Source organism: Sorangium sp. So ce381 (genome assembly GCF_051473845.1).
Taxonomy (GTDB): Bacteria; Myxococcota_A; Polyangia; order Polyangiales; family Polyangiaceae; genus Sorangium; species Sorangium atrum.
The window spans coordinates 12362216-12387184 of record NZ_CP150336.1 but is presented as its reverse complement, the minus strand read 5'-3'; the positions used below and the strand labels follow the sequence as shown (position 1 = coordinate 12387184).

Annotated in this window: 26 protein-coding genes; 11 read left to right on the top strand and 15 right to left on the bottom strand. The window is 72.9% G+C overall.

Features of this window, described 5'->3' with window-relative positions:
• Window positions 1-8 precede the first annotated feature (8 nt).
• A complete protein-coding gene (locus WMF29_RS46525) occupies window positions 9-1319 on the top strand; it encodes a hypothetical protein (RefSeq protein WP_437326458.1) in 1311 nt (436 codons plus the stop codon).
• Window positions 1320-1347: 28 nt separating this feature from the next.
• Here WMF29_RS46525 and WMF29_RS46520 read toward each other — a convergent pair whose 3' ends face one another.
• Window positions 1348-2250: a PfkB family carbohydrate kinase gene (locus WMF29_RS46520; RefSeq protein ID WP_437326457.1), complete on the bottom strand. Its 903-nt coding sequence runs from the start codon at window positions 2248-2250 to the stop codon at window positions 1348-1350.
• A 377-nt stretch (window positions 2251-2627) separates the two neighbouring features.
• Between WMF29_RS46520 and WMF29_RS46515 the strand changes: the two genes are divergently transcribed.
• Both WMF29_RS46515 and WMF29_RS46510 read left to right on the top strand, forming a co-directional pair.
• Entirely contained in the window at window positions 2628-3101 is a 474-nt protein-coding gene (locus WMF29_RS46515) for a CoA-binding protein (RefSeq protein ID WP_437326456.1), read from the top strand.
• 27 nt (window positions 3102-3128) lie between these two features.
• A complete protein-coding gene (locus tag WMF29_RS46510) occupies window positions 3129-3752 on the top strand; it encodes a DUF4389 domain-containing protein (protein ID WP_437326455.1) in 624 nt (207 codons plus the stop codon).
• 62 nt (window positions 3753-3814) lie between these two features.
• On the opposite strand, the gene WMF29_RS46505 is transcribed toward WMF29_RS46510, so the two are convergent.
• Entirely contained in the window at window positions 3815-4315 is a 501-nt protein-coding gene (locus WMF29_RS46505) for a hypothetical protein (RefSeq protein ID WP_437326454.1), read from the bottom strand.
• A 514-nt stretch (window positions 4316-4829) separates the two neighbouring features.
• Between WMF29_RS46505 and WMF29_RS46500 the strand changes: the two genes are divergently transcribed.
• Window positions 4830-5489: a siderophore-interacting protein gene (locus WMF29_RS46500; protein WP_437326453.1), complete on the top strand. Its 660-nt coding sequence runs from the start codon at window positions 4830-4832 to the stop codon at window positions 5487-5489.
• Window positions 5490-5543: 54 nt separating this feature from the next.
• Here WMF29_RS46500 and WMF29_RS46495 read toward each other — a convergent pair whose 3' ends face one another.
• From WMF29_RS46495 to WMF29_RS46485, 3 genes are all read right to left on the bottom strand, one after another.
• Complete coding sequence (locus WMF29_RS46495; protein ID WP_437326452.1) at window positions 5544-7193, bottom strand: 5'-nucleotidase C-terminal domain-containing protein; 1650 nt, start codon at window positions 7191-7193, stop codon at window positions 5544-5546.
• A 40-nt stretch (window positions 7194-7233) separates the two neighbouring features.
• Window positions 7234-7392, bottom strand: coding sequence for a hypothetical protein (locus WMF29_RS46490; protein ID WP_437326451.1), 159 nt, complete (start codon window positions 7390-7392; stop codon window positions 7234-7236).
• Between the two features lie 92 nt (window positions 7393-7484).
• On the bottom strand, window positions 7485-8348 hold the full coding sequence (locus tag WMF29_RS46485) for a LysR family transcriptional regulator (RefSeq protein WP_437326450.1): 864 nt from the start codon (window positions 8346-8348) through the stop codon (window positions 7485-7487).
• Window positions 8349-8431: 83 nt separating this feature from the next.
• Between WMF29_RS46485 and WMF29_RS46480 the strand changes: the two genes are divergently transcribed.
• Window positions 8432-9220, top strand: coding sequence for a hypothetical protein (locus WMF29_RS46480; protein ID WP_437326449.1), 789 nt, complete (start codon window positions 8432-8434; stop codon window positions 9218-9220).
• Window positions 9207-10013, top strand: a complete 807-nt coding sequence (locus WMF29_RS46475; protein WP_437326448.1) for a hypothetical protein — start codon at window positions 9207-9209, stop codon at window positions 10011-10013. Before WMF29_RS46480 ends, WMF29_RS46475 begins: the two co-directional genes overlap by 14 nt.
• A gap of 42 nt (window positions 10014-10055) precedes the next feature.
• On the opposite strand, the gene WMF29_RS46470 is transcribed toward WMF29_RS46475, so the two are convergent.
• Together WMF29_RS46470 and WMF29_RS46465 are read right to left on the bottom strand one after the other, a co-directional pair.
• Window positions 10056-10235, bottom strand: coding sequence for a hypothetical protein (locus tag WMF29_RS46470; RefSeq protein ID WP_437326447.1), 180 nt, complete (start codon window positions 10233-10235; stop codon window positions 10056-10058).
• A gap of 58 nt (window positions 10236-10293) precedes the next feature.
• Window positions 10294-10938 (bottom strand): glutathione S-transferase N-terminal domain-containing protein, encoded by a 645-nt coding sequence (locus WMF29_RS46465; RefSeq protein ID WP_437326446.1) that lies wholly within the window; start codon window positions 10936-10938, stop codon window positions 10294-10296.
• Window positions 10939-11321: 383 nt separating this feature from the next.
• Here WMF29_RS46465 and WMF29_RS46460 point away from each other — a divergent pair, with 383 nt between their 5' ends.
• Window positions 11322-13460: a cytochrome C peroxidase gene (locus WMF29_RS46460; RefSeq protein ID WP_437326445.1), complete on the top strand. Its 2139-nt coding sequence runs from the start codon at window positions 11322-11324 to the stop codon at window positions 13458-13460.
• Between the two features lie 87 nt (window positions 13461-13547).
• Here WMF29_RS46460 and WMF29_RS46455 read toward each other — a convergent pair whose 3' ends face one another.
• Entirely contained in the window at window positions 13548-14510 is a 963-nt protein-coding gene (locus WMF29_RS46455; RefSeq protein ID WP_437326444.1) for a hypothetical protein, read from the bottom strand.
• Window positions 14511-14627: 117 nt separating this feature from the next.
• Complete coding sequence (locus WMF29_RS46450; protein ID WP_437331246.1) at window positions 14628-15368, bottom strand: SDR family NAD(P)-dependent oxidoreductase; 741 nt, start codon at window positions 15366-15368, stop codon at window positions 14628-14630.
• 107 nt (window positions 15369-15475) lie between these two features.
• Here WMF29_RS46450 and WMF29_RS46445 point away from each other — a divergent pair, with 107 nt between their 5' ends.
• Entirely contained in the window at window positions 15476-16093 is a 618-nt protein-coding gene (locus WMF29_RS46445; RefSeq protein ID WP_437331245.1) for a TetR/AcrR family transcriptional regulator, read from the top strand.
• A 34-nt stretch (window positions 16094-16127) separates the two neighbouring features.
• On the opposite strand, the gene WMF29_RS46440 is transcribed toward WMF29_RS46445, so the two are convergent.
• The gene (locus tag WMF29_RS46440) at window positions 16128-16853 is read right to left on the bottom strand and encodes an SDR family oxidoreductase (protein ID WP_437326443.1); all 726 of its coding nucleotides are present in this window, start codon (window positions 16851-16853) and stop codon (window positions 16128-16130) included.
• Window positions 16854-17083: 230 nt separating this feature from the next.
• Between WMF29_RS46440 and WMF29_RS46435 the strand changes: the two genes are divergently transcribed.
• Window positions 17084-18235, top strand: coding sequence for a methionine aminotransferase (locus WMF29_RS46435; RefSeq protein ID WP_437326442.1), 1152 nt, complete (start codon window positions 17084-17086; stop codon window positions 18233-18235).
• Window positions 18236-18339: 104 nt separating this feature from the next.
• Entirely contained in the window at window positions 18340-19464 is a 1125-nt protein-coding gene (locus tag WMF29_RS46430) for an acyl-CoA dehydrogenase family protein (RefSeq protein ID WP_437326441.1), read from the top strand.
• 53 nt (window positions 19465-19517) lie between these two features.
• Here the strand turns inward: WMF29_RS46430 and WMF29_RS46425 are convergent, their stop codons facing one another.
• The 5 genes from WMF29_RS46425 to WMF29_RS46405 all read right to left on the bottom strand — a co-directional run bounded on the left by WMF29_RS46425 (window position 19518) and on the right by WMF29_RS46405 (window position 23711).
• Complete coding sequence (locus WMF29_RS46425) at window positions 19518-19874, bottom strand: response regulator (RefSeq protein ID WP_437326440.1); 357 nt, start codon at window positions 19872-19874, stop codon at window positions 19518-19520.
• A gap of 88 nt (window positions 19875-19962) precedes the next feature.
• A complete protein-coding gene (locus WMF29_RS46420; RefSeq protein ID WP_437326439.1) occupies window positions 19963-20697 on the bottom strand; it encodes a response regulator in 735 nt (244 codons plus the stop codon).
• Between the two features lie 30 nt (window positions 20698-20727).
• On the bottom strand, window positions 20728-22305 hold the full coding sequence (locus tag WMF29_RS46415; RefSeq protein ID WP_437326438.1) for a sensor histidine kinase: 1578 nt from the start codon (window positions 22303-22305) through the stop codon (window positions 20728-20730).
• A gap of 25 nt (window positions 22306-22330) precedes the next feature.
• Window positions 22331-23065 (bottom strand): sensor histidine kinase, encoded by a 735-nt coding sequence (locus WMF29_RS46410; protein WP_437326437.1) that lies wholly within the window; start codon window positions 23063-23065, stop codon window positions 22331-22333.
• Window positions 23066-23111: 46 nt separating this feature from the next.
• The gene (locus WMF29_RS46405) at window positions 23112-23711 is read right to left on the bottom strand and encodes a response regulator (protein WP_437326436.1); all 600 of its coding nucleotides are present in this window, start codon (window positions 23709-23711) and stop codon (window positions 23112-23114) included.
• Between the two features lie 681 nt (window positions 23712-24392).
• Between WMF29_RS46405 and WMF29_RS46400 the strand changes: the two genes are divergently transcribed.
• The gene (locus tag WMF29_RS46400) at window positions 24393-24884 is read left to right on the top strand and encodes a GreA/GreB family elongation factor (protein WP_272096501.1); all 492 of its coding nucleotides are present in this window, start codon (window positions 24393-24395) and stop codon (window positions 24882-24884) included.
• The last annotated feature ends 85 nt before the right edge of the window (window positions 24885-24969 follow it).

Sequence of the window (24969 nt, the reverse complement as noted above, 5' to 3'; positions counted from 1 at the left end):
AGACGCCGATGCCTTCGAACCATCGTCACGCACTGTTCGGTCTCGGCGCGCTCCTGCTCGCCGCGTGCTCTTCACCGCCGAGCGCCGCCCCGCCCGGGCGCACGGAGCCGCACGAGGACCTCTGCCCGGAAGGCTTCGCCGATTGCGACGGCGTCAGCGACAACGGCTGCGAGGCCGCCCTGATGACGAGCGTCGAGAGCTGCGGCGCGTGCGGCGCGCGCTGCGCGGGCGGCGACGGCGCGACGGCGCTCTGCTCCGCGGGCGCCTGCACCCTCGCGTGCGACGCCGGGCGGGCCGACTGCGACGGCGACGGCAGCAACGGCTGCGAGGTCCTCGTCGCGGAGGATCCGCGCCATTGCGGGGCCTGCGGCGTGACCTGCGCCGACGCTTGCTGGAACGGCACCTGCGACGCCGCCGTGCTCGCCGGCGAGCTCCGGTTGCCCACGTTCCTCAGGATGGACGCGACCGGGCTCTACTGGACGAACCAGGGCTCGGGCGACGCGCCCGACGGCAGCGTCATGCGGCTCGATCCGGGCGGCGGGACGCCGGCGGTGCTGGCGGCAGAGCAGGAGCTCCCGGGCCCGCTCGCGCTCGGCGAGGCCACGGTGTACTTCGCGCACGCGCGCGGCCTCGCGGCCGTCCCGAAGGCCGGCGGCGAGGTGACCGAGCTCGCGCCCGACGCCCGCGGCATCACGGCGCTCGCGGTCGACCAGGGCGCGCTCTACTGGGCCGAGGCGGGGACGCCGCCAGCGTTCGAGGACGGCGGGCTGTTCATGCTGCCGCTCGGCGCCGAGCCAGGCGCGGCGAAGGTGATGCTCGCGGCCATCCCGGGCGCCGCGAGCGGGGTGGCGCTCGACGCCGGCCACGTGTACGTGACCGCGCAGCGCGCCGACGCGGCCGGCGGCGCGATCTTCCGGGTGGCGCGCGACGCGGCGCCGCCGAGCGCGCCGGAGCGGCTGCACGAGGCGCTGGTCGCCCCGCGCGGGCTCGAGGCGCGCGGCGGCGCCCTCTGGCTCATCGAGGGGCGCGGCATCGCCACGTTCTCGCCCGGGGGCCCGCTGCGCAGGGTCGTCCAGGATCTGCCGCAGATCCCCGCGCAGCTCGCGTTCGACGACGCGCGCGTCTTCTGGACGACCGCGCGGGAGGCCGACGGCCAGGTGCAGAGCGCGCGGCTCGACGGGAGCGATCTCGCGACGCACGCGCGCAACCTGAGCTACCCGTGGGGCATCGCCGTCGACGGGACGAACGTCTACTTCAGCCTCGCGTGGAACGGCGGGCCCGCGACGGGGGCGCTGGTGCGCGGGCCGAAGGGCCCGTGACCGCGCTCTCCGCCGGGGGAGCCCTGCCTCAGCGCCGGCCGACCTTCGCGCTCGCCGCGGCGTGACCGCGCTGGATCGCGCGGGCCCAGAGATCGGGGCGCTCCGGCCCGTGGTCGCCGGCGCGGGCGATCTCGGCGCAGATCGCGGCAGTGAACGCGTCGCCCGCGCCCGCCGCGCGGGCCTGGGCCACGACGGGCGGGGCGAGCGCGATCTCGCCGAAGGGGCCGGCGGCGCGGGCTGCGCCTGCGCCCTGGGTGAGCACCAGGGTCGCGCTCGGCCGCATGGCGGCGCGCACCTGGGCGTCGTCGAGCCCCAGCCCGGCGAGGTCCGCCGCGCTGCACCGCACCACGTCGGCCTCGCGCAGCAGGGCGTGGAGCACGCGCGGATCGCGCCCGGCCCAGAGGCGCCATCGCGCGTTGAGGTCGACGACGACGACGGTGCCCGTGCGGCGCGCGGCCCGCGCGGCGCGGCAGAGCGCGGCGATGGGCGCGAGCGCCGGAGAGATCCCCGAGAGCAGCAGCACCGGCGCCGCCCACCCCTCGGGCACCGAGAGGGGCAGATCGTCCTCTGCGCGGTGGGCGACCATGTGCCGCGCCCCGCCGGTGTCCTCCAGCACGATGAGCCCCTGGCGGGCCGGGATCAGCGCCACACCCGCGACGTCGACGCCGACCGCCGCGACCCGCGCCAGGAGCGCCCGGCCCGGGGCGTTGTCGCCGAGCGCCGCCGCGAGCCCGACGCGGAGCCCGCTCCGCGCGAGCGCGACCGCGGCGTTCACCGCCCCGCCGCTTGGCCGGAACCGCAGCGAGGCCCCGCCCGGAGGCGCGAGGTCCCAGAGAGCCTCACCGGCGCAGATGACGTCCAGGGTCGCCACCCGCGACGGCGCGACCCGCGCCGCCGTGGACCGCCCAGCGCTCGCGAACATGGATGCCATGGGGTTCCCCATCTTACACCACGGGGATCGCAGCAGGCCGCCGTAACTTGGTCGTCCCCACGGACGTCGAGCCGTTCCTGCTGCACTCGTGGACCTTCGGCTGACGGAGGGTCGCGCTCCTCGACACGCGCGCGAGCCACGGACGCCGGAGGGGGACCGTCGCAGCGCTCCGCGCGGTCCGGGCCGGTCCGGGCCGTCGAGGCAGAGGCGCGCGGCGCGGCCCAGCACGACCTGCACCGCAGGCGCACGTGTTGCGCCGCAGAGAACAGGCTCTCCGGCCTGCGCCACGCCTGCGTCGGCCGGCACGAGCCGTGCAGTCGTCAGTTGTCAGTCGTCGGTGTCGTAACGAGCGCACAAGCGGAGCGCGGGAGGCCCCAATGCGGAACAGATTGGAAGACGTCAATGAATTCCTCTCACACCGGCGGATGGCCCTGGTCGGCGCATCGCATGACGACAAGGACTTCAGTCGGATGGTGATGCGGGAGCTCATCGATCGGGGTTACGACGTCGTTCCGGTGAACCCGGGGGGCGGCGTGATCGAAGGCCGCGTAGCGTACGCCGAGGTCGGCGAGATCGATCCCCCGGTCGAGGGGGCGATCGTGATGACCCCGCCCCAGGTCACCGAGCAGATCGTGCGGGCGTGCGCCGCTGCCGGCATCCAGCGCGTGTGGCTGCACCGGGGGGTCGGTCAGGGTGCAGTGAGCGCGCCTGCCGTGCAAGCCTGTCAGGAGCTCGGCATCCGCGTGGTCGCGGGCGAGTGCCCGCTGATGTTCCTCCCGAACGCGGGCTTCGTCCACCGGCTCCACCGGTTCACCAACAAGATCGCGGGGAGTTACCCGGCGCGCGCGTGAAGCGCCATGAACCTGGGAGATCTCGAGATGACCTCGTATCCTGTCACCTTCACCGTCACGCGCCCCTGGAAGCTCGATCGCGTCCAGCTCCTCGCGCGTGTCCTCCTGCTCGCGGCGCTCTCGATTGCCGGCGTCACGGTGGGGTTCGTCATGATGCTTGTCTATCTGGCCCTGCCGGCCGTGGCGGCCGCGCTGGTGGCGCAGAAGGGATCGGCCCGGTTCCTGGCCGAGAACGGCCCGAGGCTGACGCGCGCGCTCGTGTGGCTACAGGCCGCGTTCGCTTATCTCTTCCTGCTCACCGACAGGCTGCCGCTCGATCGCCCGGCCGAGACCGCGCGCCTCGACATCGATCCGACCGGCGCGCCGACAGCGAAGGACGCGCTCCTGCGCCTCTTGACGAGCCTCCCCTCGGCCATCGTCCTCGCGCTGCTCTTCTGCGTCGCCTGTCTGGCGTGGCTCGTCTCGGCGGTCGCGGTCCTCTTCACCGAGCGCGTCCCGACGGCCATCTACGATTTCCAGTGCGGCGTGCTCCGGTGGCAGGCGCGGCTCCTCGCCCATCATGCGTCGCTGGTCGACCAGTACCCGCCGTTCGCGTTCGATCCGGGTCCCGTGGACGGCACCCCGCGCGATCACGCGGGCACGTTCGCCTGAGGCGTCCGCTCAGCGCCGAGGTAAGGAGCCCGTTCGCCGGTCCTTGCCGCCGGAGCGAGCCGTCACAGGTCGACCACGCAGACGACGCTCGTCGTCGTGTCCTCGCCGTACTCCGTGACCTCGATCTGGATCTTCGAGGTTGCCTCGTCCGCTCCGGCGCCGAAGCGAGCCGTGAAGTCCAGCTCGTACCAGGTCTCGAGCGTGATCGGATCGGACACCTTCCACGCGAGTTGCTCGAAGCCGCTGATCGACGTGTGATCGAAGACGAAGATCGTCTTGTCGGGAGCGGTGTGCGAGACGGTGAGGGAGGGGCTCGTGAACTCGTAGGCGCCAACCTCGCCGAGCTCGAGGCTGCAGGCCTCGCCCGAAGGTGTGGTCCCCTCGTAGGTTCCGACCAGGCAGGCGCTCGCGCTGGGATCGCTCGTCAGGGAGATGTCGGGACAGGCGGCGAGGCGCTCTTCGAGCGCCGAGGGGCTCGGGCCCGAGCCGCCCGGACCCGAGCTCGAGTCGCCCGACCCGTCGTCGTCGCCGCCGCAGGCCACCACCAGGCCGAGGGTGAGCACGGGAACGAAAGCCAGGTAAGAGCGTCGTCGAGCGGGGTTCATGCCACGGGAGGATGAGGTCATCCGACAGAGGTTAGTGGAGACGCCAGCGCTCGCCCAGCTGTCAGATCTGACAGGGGGCTCCGGCCCTCGAGCGCCGCCGGTCCGAGCGAGCTCCACTCGGTCGGTACGATGTGCCCCCGGCAATAGGCCATCACCGGCTCATGACCGAGCAAGCTCTCGCGAAATAGTGCTTGATCCAGGGTTCGGGGTAGCCGTTCGCGAGCGCGAGCCGGGAGCTCGGCGTGCCTTCTTGCAGCTCGATCACGGATCGGCTCGATCTCGCCCCCCCGCGCCCGCGGGCAGCGGGGAAGACAGCGCGTCGACCTCGCCGCGCGTCACGACGCGCCCGCCGCTGCGTGACCGCGCTGGAGCGCGCGGGCCCAGAGGACTGTGCAGGGCTTTCGCCCTCCGGTCCTCCGGCCTTCACGCTTTTTCACGCAGCAGCGCGGTCGCCCTGACTACGCTGACCCGCATGGCATCCGGAAAAGGTCGCTTGCTTGGGCTCCTCGGCGGGCTGGTGCTGACCGAGGCGAAGGTGCGGGCCGTGGACGCGCCCCACCCGCTCTACCGGCATGTGGTGCTCGAGGGCGAGGGGCTGCGCACGAGCAGCTGGCAGCCCGGCGACAAGATCCAGGTGCTCCTCCCCTCGAACGACGTGCGGACGTACACCCCGATCGACTGGGCGGAGGGTCGGACCACGCTGCTCCTCCACGCGCACGGGAGCGCGCCGGGCGCGCGGTGGACGGAGGCCGTCCGCCCCGGCGACGTCGTGCGGTTCGTCGGCCCGCAACGCTCCCTCCGTCTGGGAGGCGTGGGCCTCCTGACCGGCGACGAGACCTCGCTCGGCGTGGCGGCCTCGGCGCGCCGCCTCGGCGCCCACGCCGTGCTTCGGGTGGCGAACGTCCCCGCGGCGGAGGCGGCGGCGCGATCGCTCGACGTCTCCGTGGACCTTGCGGGCTCCGACGAGGAGGCCGCCGCATTGCTCCGCGAGCGCGCGGCGGGCGTCGCCACGGCGGTGGCCTGCGGCGGGGGCGCGTGGGTCCAGCGGGCCCGGGAGGTGCTCCGGGCGGCCGGGGTGCGGGAGGTGCGCGCCAAGGCCTACTGGATCGCGGGGAAGACCGGGATCGACTGACCCCATCTGGACGACCCCGAGCGCCGCTTTTGGCGGGAAGCCCGCGGAGACCCCTCACGGATCGGATCGATCGCGCCCCCTCGCGCCGGAGGGCGGCGAAGACGATAGCGCGTCCACCTCGCCGCGCGTCACGCGCTTGTCGCCGTCGCGGTCGAGCGCCTTCATCATCTCGCCGACGACCACCTCGGACGGCGTCTCGGAGGTCGTCCTCGAGACGGCGGCCCTCAGCTCCTCGGCCGAGACGCGGCCGTCCCCGTCGGCGTCGATCGCCTCGAAGGCCCCGAGCTGGCGGACGAGGTCCGCGGCGAACGACTCGACGAGGACGAGCTTCGGATCGCGCCCGCTGTCCGCCGGCGGCACCTTCTCCGGGTGCTCCTTGGCGAAGCGGACCAGCGGCGCGATGTCATCCATGCCTCCGAGGAGCCCGCGCGGGAGGGCGATCCGGTACGCGCGATCATCGACCAGCGGGAGGCCGTCGATCGCGCTCAGGACGCCGCGGGCGTCCGTCGCCATCCGGTCGTCGATCTGGAGGTAACCGGCGTGCTGGGCGGGGGCGCGCGACCGCGCCGCGGCGACGGCCTCGCGGACGACGCGGCCAGGCAGGAGGGTCACCACCACCTCGTTGCTGAAGGGCACCTCGGCCTTGAGATCCCCGTAGGTGAAGCGCTCCCGGTACACGCGACCGCCGCGGATGCCCCCGCCGTTGAAGAGGCACCCCTCCGCCCGGTGGGCGTCCCGGATCCGCGAGCAGAGCAGCGCTCCGAGCGAGGTCTGCTGCACCCGCGTCCCGACGGACGAGAGCTCGCTCCCCGGCGGGAGCCGGAGGAGGGTGGCCGCGTCGAGATCGCGAACGATCTGCATGTGGCGGTCGACGCGCGCGCGCATCGCCGGATCCTCGGGGTAGGCGCCGACCTCCTCGATCCGGACGGTGACCGCGGGCAGGTCGGGCGCCCCTGCAGGCGGCGCCTTGGCCGGCCACACGAGGTCGATGATCGCAGCGTTCTCCGCGTCGGTGCCGGCCTTCACGACCCAGCAGCCGTCCACGTCGTCGAGCATCACCTCGTGCTCGTGCCCGCCGAGGATCACGGGAAAGCGCGGATCGCGCTGCGCCCGCGCGAGCGCGAGGTCCTGGTCGCGGCTCTGGTGCGTGATCGGGATCACGCAGGAGCACCCCTCGTCGCGGAGGAGCCGACGGGTCCAGCGCACGGCCGCCTCGTTCGCCGGCTCGATGTCGATCCCCCCGAACGCATCCCGCCGGTAAAGGCCCTTCACGTGCACGAGCAGGCCGAGCAGGCCGAGCCGGACGGTCCGCCCGCCGGGGCTCGAGATGTCGAGGATCTCGTGCGTCGGCAGCGCCGGGGCGAACGAGGGCATGTTGGTGTTGAGCCACGTGCCCCGGAACTCCTGCACCCGCGCCCTGAGCTCCGGCAGCTCGACGTCGGCCTCGTGGTTGCCGAAGATGGTGTGGGTGATCGGCAGCGCGTTCATGCAGTCGACCATGCCCCGGCCGTGATCGAGGCTCGACAGCAGGCTCGGCGCGAGGAAATCGCCGGCCATCACGGTGATGAAGCGATCCACGGGCGCGGCGGCGTGGCGCCGCACCAGGGTCGCGAGGCGCGGGAGGTTGTCGAGCAAGTACACGTCGTTCACGCAGACGATCCGCAGAGCGGGGCCTCTGGGCAGGGCGTGTGCGGCGGCGGTCATCGCCATCGAAGATAGCCCAGCCCGCGGGCGCGCGACGCCGTCAGCGCCGAGCGCCCCTCGCCTTCGGCGGGCGCCACGCGCGCAGGCTCTCCGCGAGCGGATCGAGCACCGCGCGCACCCGTGGAATGGCGCGGGCGCTGCGCGGGCAGAGCAGGACGAGCGGGCGTCGCGCGGGCGGCAGGTCCACCTTCAGCTCCACGAGCGGCGGGTGCCCTCGCCGCCCGCCACCCGTCGATGCAGGTGCGCCTCGGGCACCAGCCGCTCTGAGCGCCGCCCCTCCCCGACAGGCGCTCATCCGTCGAAGGTGAGCTCCTTCTGGAGGTGCCGCTCTATCCGCTCCAGCACCTGGCGCGCCACGCGCCGGAGCCGCCGGGGGTAGACGACGACCAGGGGCGGGCTCGGCAGCGGGAGCCTGGGCAAGAGGCGGATCAAGCGCCCCTCCTGGACCCGACGCGCGACCAGCCAGCGCGGGAGCACGCTCACGCCGAGCCCTGCGTCCACGGCCCTGAGGTTCGTCTCGATGTCGTCGGTCGTGAGCCTGACGGCGAGCCCCAGCTTCTCGAGATCGCGCACCCCGCCGCTCGCCACGACCCGCACCGCGGCGAGCTCCGACATGGATGTCGGCGCCGGCTTGCCGGCGAACAGGCCGGCGCTCCCGACGAGCCACTGGGGCGAGGTCCCCAGCGTTCGCTCGATGAACGACGGCTCGCTGCGGACACCGACGCGAAGCGCGAAATCGAACGCGCCTGCCACGAGGTCGACCCGCTGATCGGTGAGCGCGGCGTCCACGACGAGCCCCGGCGACTCGTGCATGATCCGCACGAGCTCCGGCAAGAGGAGGCGACGGCCGAGCGCCCCAGGCGCCGAGAGCTTCACGCGGCCCGCGAGGTCCCCGAAGCCGGAGGCGGCGCGGAGCTCCGCGTCCTCCAGCGCGCGCACGTGCTCCTCGATCTGCTCGTAGTACGCGCGCCCCTCCAGGGTGAGCGCGACGCGCCGGGTGGTGCGCTCGAACAGCCGCAGCCCCAGCCGCGACTCCAGATCGGCGATCCCGCGGCTCGCGGCCGATTGCGTCATGGAGAGCTCGCGCGCCGCCCGCGAGAAGCTGCCGCTGTCCGCCACCTTGCAGAACACGCGCAGCGCGAGGAATCGATCCATGGCTCAATTTATTCTGAATTGAAATAACTGTAAGCCGTATTCTATCGATACCGGCATAAGCGGGCGCTGACCATCCTGCGTGCATGCTCGTACGCCACACGTTCGATGGACCGAGGCGGGGCCGTCTGCTCCGCCTCCTCGCGTTCTTGAGCGCGCTGCTGCCACCCTTGGGCCTCCACGCGGCCGAGTCCGCGGGGGCATCCCCGCCGCAGGAGGTCGCGCCCCGCAGCGCCGACTCCACCGGTCCGGGGTCTGCAGAGGCTCGCCTCGTCCTCGGATCACGGCTCGTGGGGAGGGACACGGGCGGCGGCCTGGAGCTCGACGGCCGCGTGCGCCTCGCGGGTGGGGCGCAGCTCGGCGCCGCTGCCTCCTTCTGGGCCCTCGAGCGAGCGTACATGGGGGGGCAAACGGTGACAGGCGCGAGCGGCGCGTCGGGCGCTGCGGTCTTCCTGATGCCGCTCGTGGCGCACGGCCCGCTCGAGCTCGATCTGCGCCTCAAGACGGGGTTCCTGGCGCTCCGGGATGTCGGAGGGGACGGCGGGGGAGGCGGCGACGCGCCCGCGTCGGCGCTCCGGCACATCGACGAGCTATCGATGATGGCTCACGTCGCGCTCGGCGAGGCGTGGCTGCTCCGCGCCGGGGCCACCGTCGGCTTCGAGCTGGAGCTCGATCCGACGACGGAGCTGGCCGACCTGGCGCAGGTCCTGACGGCGGGCGCCGGCTACGCCGTGTCCGAGCGCGTTCTCCTCACCCTCGACGCCAGCGCGGGAGGCAGCTTTGGATTCAACGGCGACAACGGCAAGTTCATGCTCGAGGGCTCCTTCGGAGCGCGCTTCGCTTTCGGACAAGGAGGCTCGCGTGTCGCTCACTGACCGCCGTGGCCACGGCCTTCCCCTCATGACGCTCGCGTCGAGCGCGTTCCTCGCGCTCCTGCTGGGGGCCGCGCGGGCCGACGCGCAGGCTCCGGACGCCGGATCGGGTGCCGTCGAGCGCGCCGGCGCGGTTGCCTTCGATGCCGGGCGGCCCGGGGCCGCGGATGCGCGCAGCGCGCGCCGGCCCGCGCCGGACGTCCCGGTAGGCGGCTTCGTCGACCTCGAATGGCGCGTGATGGGCCTGGGAGGACACGTGTCGCACGGGCCGGCGTTCGCCGCCGGCGTGACCTTCGCCAACGGCCTGGTGCGCCTCGGCCTGGGTGGGCTCGGGCGACCTGGACCCATGAATCCGGCCACCTTCGAGGTCGCTCTGCCCGGAGGACAGACCTACAAGGGGCAACGCACGCTCGAGCTCAAGTCCGACGGATCCATGCTGGGCGCGCACGTCGGGCTCTCGTTCCGGCTGCCCTTCGCGGAAGCGCTGGCGGTCCAGATCCCGATCACGGTCGGCTACGGCGGGTTCGGCTTCTACTTGCAAGGGGACGATCGCAAGACGCCCGACGGACGCCGCGTGAGCGCGTGGGAGGACGAGCTCTTCGCGGGCAAGGACTCGTTCCTCGGCGTGGTCGTCGATGCGGGGCTGCGCTTCGGGTACCAGCCGGACGACGCGCCGTGGTTCAGGCCCTACGTGGGCGCGAGCTTCACGGCCGTCCCCGGCTTCGACACGGTGGTGCGAGACGATTACCTCGGGTTCAGCGGAGTCCTCGGCGTGGAGCTCGGCCACGGCATCTGAGCGGGCGCCTTCGCCGGTGTCGTGGGCCGGTCCACGCAGCCCCTACGCGCGAGCGCGCTCGATGAACGTGCTGTCGGGTATTCCGTTGGAATCCGCCCCGACTCCCATCACGAGCTCCTTCATCAGATGATGCCCCCAGGGATCGATGGCGGCCATTACCAGCAGCGCCGTATACAGCTCGGCCCGCTCGCGGCCATCCAGGGAGGAGGAGGCCGAAATCACGGGCTCCCAGCATGAGGTATGCGCGCCGGGCGGGTGGCGCCGCCATGGCGGGCTGCGCTCAGGGGTCGAACTTGTAGGTCGTCTCGCCGGCGGACGCCCGCGCCGCGAACTCTCGACAGAAGCCGTTCAGCGCCGGATAGGGATCGGTCGGCAGGACCTGCCGGAACTCCAGATGAGTGACCAGGCAGAACAGCGCGACCTCCAGGTAGCTCAGATCCCGGTCCGACGGGAGCGCGGCGAGCGCGTGGCTCGCGTTGTCCTCCAGCCATGACATGGTGTTGAGCAGGCTCTTTCGCTGCTTCGCATGGGGCGCGCTGCCATCATCGGCCCCGGCGGCGCCGGCCATGATCAGCGCGACCTCCGTCGCCATCGCATGAACGACGAGCTCCTGGGCGTTCGCGAGAAGGGGTTGGTCGAGGTCCTCCGGCCATACCGTGCGCACCCCGCGCTTCGACTGCCGTGACAGCTCGCGGCAGATATTGAGCGCGCCGAACCACACGCCATGGCGCGTCCGGAGAGCCGGCATCTTGAGCGCGGGGTTGCCCCCGTAGTCGGCCGGATTGGACGACATGAGGTCCCGCACGACCTCGAGCGAACAGTCGACCCCCATCTCCGAGGCGAAGATCCTCGTCACACGCGTGAAGTGCGAGCTGGAGCGGCCGACGATGACGGGCTTGACGAGCTCTCCTAGAGCATCTGACATGCTTGCTTCTCCGATCCGAGAACCGTTCCGTGTCGATGCGGGTCCGGCGCGTGGAGCGCCTTGAGCTCCAACCCAGCCTCGTCGCGCCGCTCCAACGCATCGTGGACAGGGAGCGTACCCGACGTGGAACCAGCGCTGTCAAGCATCCAGGCAGCATCCCAGTCGGTCACCCGGGTCCCCGGATCCACTCTCTGCGCGCGCTCACCTGCACTATCGAACGCGCTTCTCGCAGCGACCTCGTCGACCTCCGGCCCATCCGCGCGAGCGGGCCGGCTCCCCCTCCGCCCAGCCGGCGCTCCAGCCCAGCCCGGCCAGGCCGGGCGAGCGACGGCCCGCGGCGACGCCCCTGTCACACTCTCGCCCGCTGGACCGATGGTCCACGCATGAGAGCCGCCGCTCCGACCGCCCTCGCGCTCCTCGCCCTCGCCGCCCTCGCCTGCACACCCGCCCCGCGCGACCCGGCCCCGCCGCCGCCGCTCGGCCCCCCTGTCGTGGCGGAGGCGCCGCCGCCGCCCACCTGCGCCCGGCGCGCGGCGGGCCCGGCGCCCGCGCCCCTCGACGCGACCCACGCCGGCTCCGGCGTCGCCCTCGCGGACCTCGGCGGGCGCACCCTCGCCTTCGTCGCCGACGAGGACGACGCCGCCCTCCACACCGTCGACATCGACGCCCGCGCCGCCCTCGCGCGCACCCCGCTCGCTGGCCGGCCCGCCCAGGTGATCGTGCTGGGCGACGGCCGCGTCGTGGCCTCGCTGCGCGACCGCGCCCTGCTCGAGGTGCTGGAGCCGGTGGGCCCTGCCGCCCCGCTCGAGCGAAGGTGCCTGGTGCCCGTGGCGAGCGAGCCGGTGGGCCTCGCGATGACGCCGGACCGCGCCACGCTGCTCGTCGCGAGCCGGTGGGGCCACGCGCTGACCAGCCTCGCGACCGCCGACCTCCGGCGCACCGGCGAGCTCCCGCTCGCCCGGGATCCCAGCGCGGTCGTCGCGTCGAGCGACGGCCGGCGCGCGTTCGTCTCCCACGCGGTCGGCGGCCGCATCAGCGTCGTGACCCTCGACGAAGGCGGCGCGCCGACCGGCGCGCGGGAGCTGTCCACGGACGGGGTGGAGCGGCGCGCCCCGAGATCGACGTCGAAGCTCGCCAAACCTTTCCCGCGCAGCTCGAGCGGGCCCTCGCGGAAAGTGCCCTTCGATTTCGAGGACGGGACGCCGTTCCAGATGCGCCGCCCGACGGTGAACGTGGATCGCCGCGGATCCCAGGGCTTCGCGCTGGCGCGCGCGGCGAGCGGCGCGGTCTTCGCGCCCGTCGCGCTCGTCGATCCGGGGCCCACGACGGGCGCCGGCGGTTATGGCAGCGCGCTCGTCCAGACCGCGATCGAGCACATCGCGGTCGTCGACGCGATGGGCGAACGCGCGGACGTCCCGCCGGTCTCGGCCCACCTCGGGCTCCGCGGCTGCCGGCTCCCGCGCGCGGCAGCGTTCGAGCCCGAGGATGAGGTCCTGCTCGTCACCTGCCTCGGCCACGACGAGGTGATCGCCTACGACGCCCGCGCCCAGATCCCCGGCAAGCCGCCGCGGACCGGATCGGTGCGGGATCGCGAGCTCTTCCGCGCCCGCGTGGGCGCCGGGCCCACCGCCGTCGCCGTCGACGGCGCGCGCCGGCGCGCCGTGGTCTTCTCCCGGTTCGACGGCGCGCTGACGATCCTGCCCGCCGCGCGTGCTCCGGGGCCGACCGTGATCAGCGCCATCGGCAAGGAGCTCGCCGGCGAGCTGCCGGTCATCGCCCTGCCCCGCGCGTCGCGCCTCGACGAGCAGCGCGCGGAGGGCCAGCGGCTCTTCCACGCGGCCGGCGGCCGGCGCATCGCGTTCGACGGCCGCGCCTGCGCCAGCTGCCACCCCGACGGCCGCGACGACGCGCTCACCTGGTCGACGCCGGACGGCCCGCGCCAGACACCGATGCTCATGGGGCGGCTGGACGGCACCGCGCCGTACGGCTGGGAAGGCGGCAAGAAGGACCTGGAGAGCCACTTCGCCCGGACCATGTCCCGGCTCGCGGGCACCGGCCTGAGCGCGAAGGAGCGCGACGCGATCTTCGCGTACCTCCGCGGCATGGAGCCGCCCGCCGAGGCGGCGGTCCTCACGGCCGAGGAGCGCGCCGCGCTCGTGCCGGCGCCGGCCGGTGCCGCAGAGGCGGCGGCCGCGGCGGGCGGCGCCCGCGTGGCCCTCGCCGCGCGCGGCGAGGAGCTCTTCCATGCCCGCGAGGCGGGCTGCTCGAGCTGCCATGTCGGCGACGAGCTGACCACCGACGGCGCGCGGCACGACGTGCGGAGCGGGACGCGCTTCGAGACGGAGCGCTCCTTCGAGACGCCCTCGCTGCGCTTCGTCGGCCGGTCCGCGCCGTACTACCACGATGGCCGCTACCCGACGCTGCTCGCGCTGATCGAGGGGGTGGACGGCTCCATGGGCCACACGGCACACCTGTCAGCCGGGGATCGGCGCGCCCTGGTCGCTTACCTGGAGTCGCTCTGAGGGAGGCGCGACCGGCCTGCACCGTGTCCCCCGAGCGGGGCGCCGCGCGACGGCCACGCGCCCGGTCTCCGCTCCTCTTGCGGGAGCTCACGAGGGACGAATCGGCTCCGCGAGCCAGCGAACCAGCGCCTCGCCCTCGAGATCGAGCAAGGCATCCGTGACCTCACCCGGGCCGTTCGCGCGGGCTCGCTCGAGGATCGAACGCGCTTCGTCGGCCGTCGGCCGTCGCCCGATCCGCCGCGCGAAGAGGCGGCCAAGCAGCTCTGCGATCGCCTCCTGCGCTCGTTCTTCGCCACGAAGCTCGCCACGAAGCTCGCCTCGCAACTCACCTCGTCGCTCGGCCTCGATGATCATCTCTCCGATGATCGGCGTGCGCCGGAGCAACCCCTCTTCCTTGTCCTCCACCATGTCGATGAGCTCCTTCCGCAGATTATGCCCCCAGGGATCGATGGCGGCCATCACCAGGAGCGCCGTGTACAGCTCGGCCCGCTCCGCCGCGGCCTTTGCCCCCGCGTGGATCTCTGCGACGACCTCCCGCAGCGCCGCCGCGGTCGCGTCCCGCGCCAGCGGGGCGAACACCAGCCAGAGCACGCTGCCGCGCGCCCGGAGCTCCGCGACCGTGCGCTGGTAGACGGCGTCCACGCGGAAGCGCATCCCGCTGAACGGCCGCCCCGGCCATGCGGTGCAGCGCTGGCCCGTCGCGCGCAAGCGCCGCTTTCTGCCCGAGAGGACAACAACGACGCTCTCGATCGGCGGCACAGGCGCACCCGGGGCTTCGAGGCGGAGCGCGGTGAAGAGGAAGCCGAGGTATTCGAGGACGCGATCCGGCACGGCGTCACGGAGCGCGAAGCAGAACTCGACATGCAGCACCCGCGGCTCGCCGTCGACCTGCAGGCGCAGCGCCTTGTCGAGGCGGCGCTCGATGTTCGTGACCTGGCTGTCCACCCAGCCGACGACCTCGGTGCGATGGCCCTCCGGGACGAAGGCGCGCGCGAGGTCCCCGGGCCGCCTCCGGGCGAGGTGGCGCAAGGTGATGTCCGCGTCTCCCATGCATCGAACGCACGGCAGATCGCGTGCCAGCGAGGAGAAGGCCGAGATTACGGGATACCCGCGTGAGTCATGCACATCGAGCGGGTGGCGGCGCCATGGCGGCGCCGCGCGGCCCTTTCAGGCCGCGAACCCGCCGTCGACGGTGATCGTCGCTCCGGTGATGAAGCGCCCGCCTTCGCCGGCGAGGTGAGCGACCGTGGCGGCGATATCGTCGGTGCTGCCGTAGTGACCGAGCGCGAGCATGCTCCGCTGCATATCCGCCCCAGCGCCGTTGGCCGGGTTCATGTCCGTGTCGATCGGGCCAGGCTGGATGAGGTTGGCGGTGATGCCGCGCGGCCCGAGATCGCGGGCGAGGCCCTTCGTGAGGCCGACCAGCGCGGACTTGCTCATGGAGTACAGCGCGATTCCCGGCCCCGGCACCCGGTCGGCGAGGCAGCTGCCCATGCTGATGATGCGCCCGCCGGCGCCCATGTGCCGCGCCGCGGCCTGCGAGGCGAGGAAGACACCCCGAACATGGATCCCCAGCGTCTTGTCCAGGTCCGCGAGCGTCACGGCCTCGATCGGCGCCATGATGGCGACGCCGGCGTTGTTGACGAGGATGTCCAGCCTGCCGAACTCGGCCACCGTCCGCTCGACCGCGCCGACGATCGCAGCCGGATCCGCGGTGTCCGCCGCGATCGCCATCCCCCGCCGGCCGGCCGCCTCGACGTCGGCGATCACCGAGCGCCCCTTGTCCGCGGCGCTCACGTACGTCAGCGCCACATCCGCCCCGCCCCGCGCCAGCCGCTTGACGATCGCCGCGCCAATCCCGCGGCTGCCACCGGTCACCAGCGCCACCTTGCCTGCAAATTCCGCCATGTCAGCCTCTTTTCTGTACAGATCGATACAGAATATATAGTCTGTCCCGTGATGGGTGGTCAATCGTTTTTTATCGATTGTCACAGAATTACAGAAAGGTCTCGATGATGGTCGGACGAGGTCGCCCTCGCAGCTTCGATCGGAGCGCCGCCTTGCGGCGGGCGATGGAGGTGTTCTGGGAGCGGGGCTACGAGGGCACCTCGCTCAGCGATCTCACGGCCGCGATGGGCATCAACTCGCCGAGCCTCTACGCCGCGTTCGGCTGCAAGGAGGCGCTGTTTCGCGAGGCCGTGGCGCTCTACACCGAGGTCGAGGGCGCGACGACGAACCGGGCCCTGCGCGACGAGCCGACGGCGCGCGGGGCGGTCGAGGCGATGCTGCGCGGCAACGTGGAGGGGTACGTGACGCCGGGCAAGCCGAGCGGCTGCATGGTCGTGCTCGCCGCGACGCTCGGCACGCCGGAGAACGAGCGCGTGCGCACCTACCTTGCCGGGTGCCGGCGGGCGGCGCTCGACGCGCTCCGGCGCCGGCTGGATCGCGGCGTCGTCGAGGGCGACGTGCCGGCGGGCACCGACACGGCGGCGCTCGCCGCCTTCTACACCGCGGTGCTCCAGGGCCTCTCCCTCCAGGCCCGCGACGGCGCCTCGCGCGAGGCGCTCCAGGCGATCGTCGACTGCGCGATGGCAGCATGGGAGACGCTGGCGAGGCCGCGCGCCGCGGTCTGAGCGCGCCCGGCGACACCTGGGGTGAGCCCACGCTCTACGTGGCTTCGTTCATCGGCCGCATGACGATCTGCACGATGCGCGAGCGGTCCCGCGGCAGCGCGGCGAGCACCACGGCCTCGGCCACGTCCTCCGGCGTGGAGAAGCCCCGCATGCGCTCCGAGCCGGCGGTGCGCCCGTCGCCGAGCGCGAAGTGGGTCTCGACGCCGCCCGGACAGACGGCGCTCACCTTGATGTTGTCCTGCCAGAACTCGCGATCGAGCGCCTGGGTCAGGCCCACCTGCGCGAACTTGGAGGCGCAGTAGATGGCCTCGTTCGGATAGCCCTGCAGGCCGGCGACGCTGGCGACGTTGATGATGTGGCCGCCGCCCTGGCGGCGCATGTGGGGGATGACCTCGCGGCAGAACAGCCATGTCCCCTTCACGTTCGTCGCCATGATGCGGTCGTAGTCGTCCTCCGACCACTCGAGGAAAGGCCGGTATCCGCCGATGCCCGCGTTGTTGACGAGGATGTCGACCCTCCCGAGCTGGCCGACGGCCCTCTCCACGGACGCGGCGACGGAGGCGGCGCGGGTGACGTCGGCCTCGATCATCAGCCCGCGGCCGCCCGCCGCGCGGATCTCCCCCTCGAGCGCCGACAGATCGGCCGCGGTGCGCGCCACGCCGACCACGACGGCCCCCTCCCGGCTCAGCGCGAGCGCGCTGGCCTTCCCGATTCCCCTGCTCGCCCCGGTGATGAGCGCGATCTTGTCCTTCAGCCGCACGGTGTCCCCTCTCTCTCCGCCGCGCGCAGAGGAACGGAGCGCCGCCCCCCGCGCCGGCGGGAGGCACGCTATCACGGGCGCGGCGCGCGCGCGCGGAGCCGGTAGCCGGCCTCGGGCAGAGCGCCGGCCTCGAGCCAGGCTGGTCTCGGCGGCGGCGGTCGCGGCCCTCGCGCTCCGCGGCGCGCTGCCGGGAAGCACGGCCGGGCTGGAGGGGTGATATAGGACCTGCCATGACCACGCCTGCGCTCCCATCGAAGCTGCCGTCGACCGGCGTCAGCATCTTCACGGTGATGACGCGGCTCGCGAACGAGCACGGCGCCATCAACCTGTCGCAGGGCTTCCCGGATTTCGACTGCGCGCCGGAGCTGGTGGAGGCCGTCGCCCGCCACATGCGCGCCGGCCACAACCAGTATGCCCCCATGCAGGGCGTGCTGGCCCTGCGCGAGGCGCTGGCGATGAAGATCGAGCGGCTCTATGGCCGCCGCTACGATCCGGCGACCGAGATCACGATCACCTCGGGCGCGACCGAGGGCATCTTCAGCACGATCACCGCGTTCGTCCGGCCCGGGGACGAGGTCATCCTTTTTCAGCCCTGCTATGACTCGTACGCGCCGGCCGTGCAGCTGAACGGCGGAACGCCCGTGTTCGTCACGCTCCGCTTTCCGGACTACCGGGTCGACTGGGACGAGGTGCGGCGCGCGATCACGCCGCGCACGCGGCTCCTGCTCATCAACTCGCCGCACAACCCGACCGGAACGATGCTGTCGGCCGGCGACATGCGCGAGCTCGCCCGCGTCGTGGACGGGCGGGACGTCATCGTCGTCGGCGACGAGGTCTACGAGCATATCCTCTTCGACGGGCGCCGGCACGAGAGCCTCGCGCGGTATCCGGAGCTCTCGGATCGCTCCGTCGTCATCAGCTCCTTCGGCAAGACGTACCACACGACCGGCTGGAAGGTGGGCTTTTGCGCGGCGCCGCAGGCGCTCTCGGCCGAGATCCAGCGGGTCCACCAGTTCGTGACGTTCGCGGTGAACGGCGCCATCCAGCACGCGTATGCCGAGCTCGTGATGCGCGACCCGCTCGCCGCCGATCTCGCGCCCTTCTACCAGGCGAAGCGGGATCTCTTCCTGAGGCTCATCGAGGGCTCGCGGTTCCGCCCGCTGCCGTGCGAGGGCACGTATTTCCAGCTGCTCGACACCTCCGCGATCACGGCCGAGCGAGACGCCGACTTCGCGCTGCGCCTCCTCCGCGAGCACGGCGTCGCCTCGATCCCGATCTCCCCGTTCCTCTCCGGGGTGGAGCCCGGGCCCGTCCTGCGGTTCTGCTTCGCCAAGCGGGACGAGACGCTGGAGCGCGCGGCGGAGAGGCTGCGCCGGGTCTGAGGGTCCGCGGGGGAAAACACCTCCGGGGCGCCGCCTCCTGTAATATCCGGCTTCGCCGACGACCAGGCGAGCTCAATGCCTCGCAGCCACAGAGGAACGACCTCATGAATGCAGAGAAGAACGACGCAAGTCAGGCCGACGAGCTCCTCGCCGAGGCCGAACGGATCTCGGCGCTCCTCGCCGAGCACGCGGCTCAGCACGACCGGGATGCCACCTTCCCGATCGAGGGGCTGACCGCCATGATCCGCTCACCGATCAACACAGCGCTGCTCGGCGGGGCCGCCGGCGACGGCGCCGCCCGCGCGCCCTGCTCGTGGCTCACGTTCGGCCGCATCGTGGCCATCCTCGCGCGGGGCGACGCGTCGTTCGCCACGGCGTGGCTCATGCACCAGGGCGCCCTGTCGGTGTACCGCGCCCTCGTCGACCCCGGCGAGCGGTCCCGCTTCGAGCAGGCGATCCGCCGCGGCGCGTGGGTCGGCAACGCGCTCTCCGAGCCCACCAGCGGCAACATGTTCCTCGTGCCGCGCCAGGTGGCCGAGAAGGCCGAGGGCGGCTATCGCCTGACCGGCGAGAAGCGCTTCGTCACCGGGTGCGAGCGCGCGGACTGGTTCCTCACGGCCGCGGTCTGCGACGGCCAGCCGGCGTTCTTCCTCATCGAGAGGGACGACTCGATCGTCATCGAGCCCGTCTGGGACACCCTCGGAATGCGGGCCACGCGCAGCCAGATCGTCCGCTTCCAGGGCACGCCCCTGCCCGAGTCGCGGCGGCTCGCGCTCGATCCCCTGGCGCCGAACCCCATTCCCAACGGCCTCGGCTGGCTCTCCGTGGGCATCGCCGAGGCCGCCATGGCCGCGGCCGTGGCCTACGCCAAGGAGCGGGTCCTGCCGCCGGGCGACCGGCCCATCGCCGAGCTGCAATGGGTGCAGTTCGCCGTGGCCGACATGAGCATGCGCCTCGAGGCCGCGCGCGCCCTCGCCATGCGCACCGCCGCTGCCCTGGACGCGGGCGACCCGAGCTACGGCCTGCTGCAGCTGCAATCCAAGGTGGTGGCCAACGAGGCCGCGGTGGCCATCGCCACCTCGGCCCTGGAGATCGCCGGCGGCGCCGGGTACATGCGCACCCGCCCCATCGAGCGCCACCTGCGCGACGCGATGAGCGGCCCCATCATGGCCCTGTCCGGCCCCGCGATCCGCGACATCGTGGGCAAGGCCCTGCTCGGCATCGCCTGACGCCGCGCGCGCGGCCATCTCGCGCCGCGCGGCCCGCGCGGCGTCGGAGCGCGTCAGCCGAGCAGCTGCCGGATCCGATCGAGCAGCTCCGGAAAGCCGATCCCCTTCGCGAGCACCGCGTCCGGCGGGGGCGCGTCGCCGAGGCCCTCGTCGCCGCTGCCGCTGATCAGCACCGCCTTCGCGCGCGGCAGGCGCGCCCGCAGCACCGCCACGAGATCGGTGCCATGACCGTCGCCGAGGTTCTGATCGAGCAGCGCGAGGTCGTACCGCGCGCCCTCCGCCGCGATCTTCTGCCCGGCCTCGGCGAACGAGCCGGCTTCCTCCACCTGGAAGCCCTCGTCCTCCAGGAGCGTCGCGAGCACGAACCGGGACGACGCGTCGTCGTCGACGAGGAGCACGGTCACGCTCACGGCGCCCTCCTCCGCCCCCGCGGCCGGCGCGGTCGCGGCCGGGCATGGAGCAGCGCACGCCGCCGCCCGGCGCCATGTCCAGCGGCCCTCAGCACGTCCCCGGGTCGCTCCGGGCGCGCGCGATCGTGTGCATGAGCTCGCGCACCTCGAACGGTTTGTGGAGGCAGGCGTACCCGCCCTGGCTCGTGAACGCGTGGATCATCTCCGGCGTCGCGTGGCCGGTCATCGCGATCACCGTGATCCCGCGGCTCAGCCGCCGGATCTGCTCGTGGGTCCTCACGCCGTCCAGGGAGGGCATCCGGAGGTCGAGCACGCAGACGTCGACCGCCGCGTCCCGCGCGCGCTGGATGGCCGTGTGCCCGTCGTACGCGGCCTCCGCGCGCAGCCCGGCCGCCTTGAGCCCCGCCACGATCGACTCCGCGACCGCGGGGAGGTCGTCCACCACGAGCACGCCGCGCGACGAGAGGGCCCGCGCGATGATCCGCATGAGGTGCTCCATTGAGAAGGGCTTGTAGATGACCGCGTAGACCCCCTCGCCGATGCCCTGCTCGATGAGCTGCTCGCGCGCGAAGCCCGTCATCAGCACCACCGTGAGCTCCGGCTGGAGCCGCTTGATCTCCCGGAACGTCGCGACGCCGTCGAGGCCGGGCATCCTCACGTCGGTCAGCACGAGCGCGAAGCGCCGCTGCCTCACGAGCTCGAGGGCGTGCGCCCCGTCGCGCGCCTCGACGACCTCGTACCCCTCGAGCTCGAGGTTCGCGGCGAGCGTGGCGCGCATCCCCTCCTCGTCGTCCACCACGAGCACCGGTCCGGTCCCTTGCATCGACGGACGTCTCCCTCCGCTGTCACGCTGTCACGCGAGTTGAACGGAGTGTACCTCCGGCGCAGCGGCGCGCGGTAACCGGATGGTGAACGTCGTCCCCGCGCCGGGCGCGCTCTCCACCGCGATCGTGCCGCCGTGCAGGCGGACGATCCCGGCGGTGATGGCGAGCCCGAGGCCCGTCCCCTTCAGCTTCGTGCTGAAGAGCGGCTCGAAGATCTTCGCGAGGTGCTCCTCCTCGATCCCATCCCCGTTGTCGGCCACCTCGAGGCTCACGGCCTCGTCACACACACGCCCAACCACACGCACCCACCCTTCGCGTTCGACAGGGATCGCCTCGGCCGCGTTCTGGATCAGGTTCACGAGCACCTGCCGGAACTGGTCCTTGTCGAGGCTCGGCACCGGCAGCGCCGCCGGCACGAGGTTCTCGAGGCGCACGTGCGCGGGCGGCTCGACGACCGACATGGCGTCGTCCACCAGGGGCGCGAGCGGGCACGCGGTGCGGCGGAGCCTGCGCTCACGCGCGAAGTCCAGGAGATCGCCGATGATCCGGTTGCACGAGAGGAGCTCCTTCTCCATCAGGGCGAGGAACTGGGCGACGCGCGGCTCCGCGCCGACCTCGGTCCCGGCGAGGCGCTTCTTGAGGTAGTGCGTCGCGTTCCGGATGGCGCCGAGCGGGTTGCGGAGCTCGTGCCCGACGCTCGCCGCGAGCTGCCCTATCGCCGCGAGCCGCTCGACGCGCACGCTCGACGCCTGGGCCTCGCGCAGGCTCTCGGCCATGTGGCGGAGCGCCGCGCCGATGCGCCCGAACTCGTGCTTTCCCAGGTCGGGCACGCGGTGTTCGAGGTCGCCTCCGGCGATGCGCCGCGAGCACTCCGCGAGCGCGCCGAACCCGCGCGCCATCGAGCGCACAAGGCCGCCGAGGAGGACGACGAGGGTCACGAGCGCCGCCGTCATCAGGGCGATGCTCGCGATCCTGATCCTGGCGCCCGCGCGGCCCGCCTCCTCCGCGTTCCGCGCGACGTCGCGCCGCGCGTCGGCGATGGCCGCGTCGATCTGGGGCACGAACCCCTCCTCGTACTCGGCCTCGGGGCGCTCCACGAACCTCCGGTAGGCCGCCAGATCCCCGGCGCTCGCCATGCGGGACACGTGGTCGACGCCCCCGGCGATCGCCGCGAAGCTCGCGCGCATCCGGCGCAGGCGCTCGTCGCCCTCCCGCGCCTCGCGCAGCGCCTCGGGGGCGCGCTCGCCCTCGATCAGCGTCCGCTCGAGCGGCTCCCACGCCCGCTCGAGCGGCTCCCGCGCCCGCTCGAGCGGCTCCCGCGCCCGCTCGATCGCCTCCGCCGCGGCCAGGTCCCGCGCGACGAGCCCGGCCAGGTGGTGGAGTTCCTCGGAGTCGCCGCCGCCGAGGGAGATCTCCGCGGCTTCCCGCATGTAGCGGCCGGCGTGGTTGGCGAGCGTGACGTGGCGGGTGAGGTCCTCGTACGACAGCTCGGCGCGCCGCTGGAGCCGCGTCATGCTGGCGGAGGTGACGTAGAGCGCGCCGGTCGCGAGCAGCACGACGGCCGCGGCCACGGCGAAGATCAGCGAGAGGGCGGCCCGGATGCTCATCGCGGCGCCTCGGCCGCGCGCGACGTCACGGCCGCTCCTCGGCGCCCGCGCCGGGCGGCTCGGGCGCCGCGGCGAGGGGCAGCTCGATGCACGCCAGCGTGCCGGAGGGCGCGCCGTGGCCGAGGGTGAGCGTCCCGAAATAGCGGCGCGCCACGCGCCCGGCGATGTTGAGCCCGAGGCCGAGGCGGCCCGGCTTGGTTGTGTAGAACGGGCGCGTGATCGCCTCCCGCTCCGCCTCGGGCACGCCCGTCCCCGTGTCGCCGACCTCGATGCGGTAGCGGGCGCCGATCACGCTCCCGCGGAGCGTGACCACCCCGCCCCCGGGCATCGACTCCGCCGCGTTCTCCACGAGGCACCGGACCGCCAGGGCGAGCTCCGCCGGATCGAGCTCGACCACGCCCTCCGCCGCGTCGACGTCGACGCGGATCCCGGGCTCGGCGATGCGCGCGCAGGCCGCCGCCGTGAGGGCGCACTCGCGGGCGCTCGCGCTCACCGGACGCCGCCTGAGGCTCGCGTTCGCGTCGATGACGCCATCGACGAGCGTGCTCGCCGCGATCGCCTCCTCGTCGATGACGTCGAGGAACTGCCCCACCCGCGGGTCGTCCCGAAACGCCTGCTCCCGGGCGACCTTGCGCCGGATGAAGAACGCCGCATTGCGGATCGTCCCGAAGCAATTGCGCAGATCGTGGCGCAGCGTCGCCACGATCTCCTCGGCCGTCGCGGTCTGCTCCACCGCGCCGAGCGGATCTCGGCTCGTCATCGTGGGGGATCGCCTCCTCGGGTGCCGCGCTCGCCGCTGTGGGCGATCACTTGAGGGTCCGGGCCGGGAGCCCAGCGTCTCCGACCCGCACCGTGTCCAGGTAGCTCGACGCTGCGCGGGAGGACGGGGGCGGGTACGAGCTCACCCGCTCGCGCTGCGAGGACGCCGGCGCGTCCTGGATCTCCCGCGGCCTGAGCGACGGCGCGGCCCTCCTCGTCTTCGAGGCGGGCGCGGCGGCCTCGCGCGCCGAGGAGGCGTCCGCGGACCGCCTCGCGTGGGCGAGGCGCGCGAGCTCCAGGACGATCCGGGTGACCCGGGCGGGCTCGAACGGCTTGAGGATGACGTAGTGGCGGCCCACCTCGCTGGAGCGGATGTACTCCTCGTCGCCGGTGATCAGCAGGCAGCTCGTGTAGAACGGCAGGCCGGCGACCCGCTTGAGGAGCTCGTCTCCGTTCATCCCGGGCATCTTGTAGTCGGAGCAGACCACATGGAACTGGCCTGTCTGCAGCAGCTCGAGCGCCCGGTGGGCGGACGTGCAGGTCTCGACGTCGATGTCGTCGTCGAGGATGGCCGCGATGCTGTCCAGCATCCTCCGCTCGTCGTCGACGACGAGCACGCGCAGCCGCTCCTGGGCATACAGGCTCACGATTCTCCTCTTGTGTGCTCGTGCAGTGATCTGGACGCAGCCCGGACGAGCGGCGGCAGGACGCCTCGCGTCATGTCGCGCGCGCTCGGCTCGCGCGCTGCAGGCTGTGCGGTGGCGCCGCATCGACACCCATGCTCTCGTGTCGATGCGTTCCAGCCCGGAGCAGCGGCGTAGCAGATTAGGAATCTACACTACTCACCCTACCCCGGCAAAGAGATTCCTGAACGATTCCTGCGCGGTTCTCCCGCTCGCCGTCGCGGGGCGTCATCGTGCTTCCCCCGCGCTTCCCGCGTGCTTCCAAGTCACCGTCTTGAAACATTCGATTCACACGGACGATAAGCGCATCGGCAGTCCGCCGCGCGCGACGCGCACGGATTGCACATCTGCAAGGAGCGGGGAGTTCTCGACGCGAAAAGGAGCCATGAACTGCGACTCTGTGCGAGAGGCATCCATTACAGAGTTGCAATCAGCGCAGGTGTGCGCTCGGCGCTGCTCGCCGGCGAGCAGGCGCGCGGCCTTCCCGGAGGAGCCGGGCCGCCTCTCGCTCCTCGTCCGAGGACGGCGGCGACGGGCGGGCGCCGCGCGGCGCTGAGGACGGCTGCGCCCCTCGGGTCTCGAGCGGCGGCGCCAGACGACCGTGGAGTGACCGCCGCGATCCCGTCTGGTAAGATGTGCGTGTCCATGCCACCCGCCATCGACAAGCGCGCATTGCTCGCGGCCCTGAGGGACCAGCTCGCCCGTGAGCTCGAGCGCTCCACCGAGCGGGCGCGCGACGCCGCCAGCGCCGCGACGCACGAGGAGAACCGCGCCGAGGGCGACAAGGACATGCGCGCCACCGAGGCCTCTTACGTGGCGCGAGGTCACAGCGAGCGCGTGCTCCAGCTCGAGCAGGCGCTCGCCAGGCTGGGCGCCCTCACGGTGCGCGACTTCGGCCCCGGCGCGGGCATCGAGAGCTCGGCGCTCGTGGAGCTGGAGAGCGGAAAGCGGCGCGCGCTCTACTTCCTCCTGCCGGCCGCGGGCGGCGAGCGCATCCAGTTCCAGGGGGTCGAGCTGCAGACCCTCGCCACGACGAGCCCCCTCGGCCAGTCCCTGCTGGGCCTGTCGGAGGGCGACGAGGCCGAGGTCGCCACACCGCAGGGCACGCGCACCCACCTGATCGCCAGCGTGCGGTAAGGCCGAGCCCGCGCCGGCCTCTCCCGGCTGCTGCGGAGCTTGCTCGAGGAGCCCGCCTCCAGAAAAAGTCGCTCGTCCTCGTAGG

What these genes read in the sequence shown, in the direction of transcription:
- WMF29_RS46435 (WP_437326442.1), top strand. Translation starts at nt 17,084, where the DNA reads ATGACCACGCCTGCGCTCCCATCGAAGCTGCCGTCGACCGGCGTCAGC.
- WMF29_RS46510 (WP_437326455.1), top strand. Translation starts at nt 3,129, where the DNA reads ATGACCTCGTATCCTGTCACCTTCACCGTCACGCGCCCCTGGAAGCTC.
- WMF29_RS46450 (WP_437331246.1), bottom strand. Translation starts at nt 15,368, where the DNA reads ATGGCGGAATTTGCAGGCAAGGTGGCGCTGGTGACCGGTGGCAGCCGC.
- WMF29_RS46455 (WP_437326444.1), bottom strand. Translation starts at nt 14,510, where the DNA reads ATGGGAGACGCGGACATCACCTTGCGCCACCTCGCCCGGAGGCGGCCC.
- WMF29_RS46410 (WP_437326437.1), bottom strand. Translation starts at nt 23,065, where the DNA reads ATGACGAGCCGAGATCCGCTCGGCGCGGTGGAGCAGACCGCGACGGCC.
- WMF29_RS46415 (WP_437326438.1), bottom strand. Translation starts at nt 22,305, where the DNA reads ATGAGCATCCGGGCCGCCCTCTCGCTGATCTTCGCCGTGGCCGCGGCC.
- WMF29_RS46520 (WP_437326457.1), bottom strand. Translation starts at nt 2,250, where the DNA reads ATGGCATCCATGTTCGCGAGCGCTGGGCGGTCCACGGCGGCGCGGGTC.
- WMF29_RS46500 (WP_437326453.1), top strand. Translation starts at nt 4,830, where the DNA reads ATGGCATCCGGAAAAGGTCGCTTGCTTGGGCTCCTCGGCGGGCTGGTG.
- WMF29_RS46480 (WP_437326449.1), top strand. Translation starts at nt 8,432, where the DNA reads ATGCTCGTACGCCACACGTTCGATGGACCGAGGCGGGGCCGTCTGCTC.
- WMF29_RS46495 (WP_437326452.1), bottom strand. Translation starts at nt 7,193, where the DNA reads ATGACCGCCGCCGCACACGCCCTGCCCAGAGGCCCCGCTCTGCGGATC.
- WMF29_RS46400 (WP_272096501.1), top strand. Translation starts at nt 24,393, where the DNA reads ATGCCACCCGCCATCGACAAGCGCGCATTGCTCGCGGCCCTGAGGGAC.
- WMF29_RS46460 (WP_437326445.1), top strand. Translation starts at nt 11,322, where the DNA reads ATGAGAGCCGCCGCTCCGACCGCCCTCGCGCTCCTCGCCCTCGCCGCC.
- WMF29_RS46465 (WP_437326446.1), bottom strand. Translation starts at nt 10,938, where the DNA reads ATGTCAGATGCTCTAGGAGAGCTCGTCAAGCCCGTCATCGTCGGCCGC.
- WMF29_RS46445 (WP_437331245.1), top strand. Translation starts at nt 15,476, where the DNA reads ATGGTCGGACGAGGTCGCCCTCGCAGCTTCGATCGGAGCGCCGCCTTG.
- WMF29_RS46420 (WP_437326439.1), bottom strand. Translation starts at nt 20,697, where the DNA reads ATGCAAGGGACCGGACCGGTGCTCGTGGTGGACGACGAGGAGGGGATG.
- WMF29_RS46485 (WP_437326450.1), bottom strand. Translation starts at nt 8,348, where the DNA reads ATGGATCGATTCCTCGCGCTGCGCGTGTTCTGCAAGGTGGCGGACAGC.
- WMF29_RS46430 (WP_437326441.1), top strand. Translation starts at nt 18,340, where the DNA reads ATGAATGCAGAGAAGAACGACGCAAGTCAGGCCGACGAGCTCCTCGCC.
- WMF29_RS46525 (WP_437326458.1), top strand. Translation starts at nt 9, where the DNA reads ATGCCTTCGAACCATCGTCACGCACTGTTCGGTCTCGGCGCGCTCCTG.
- WMF29_RS46515 (WP_437326456.1), top strand. Translation starts at nt 2,628, where the DNA reads ATGCGGAACAGATTGGAAGACGTCAATGAATTCCTCTCACACCGGCGG.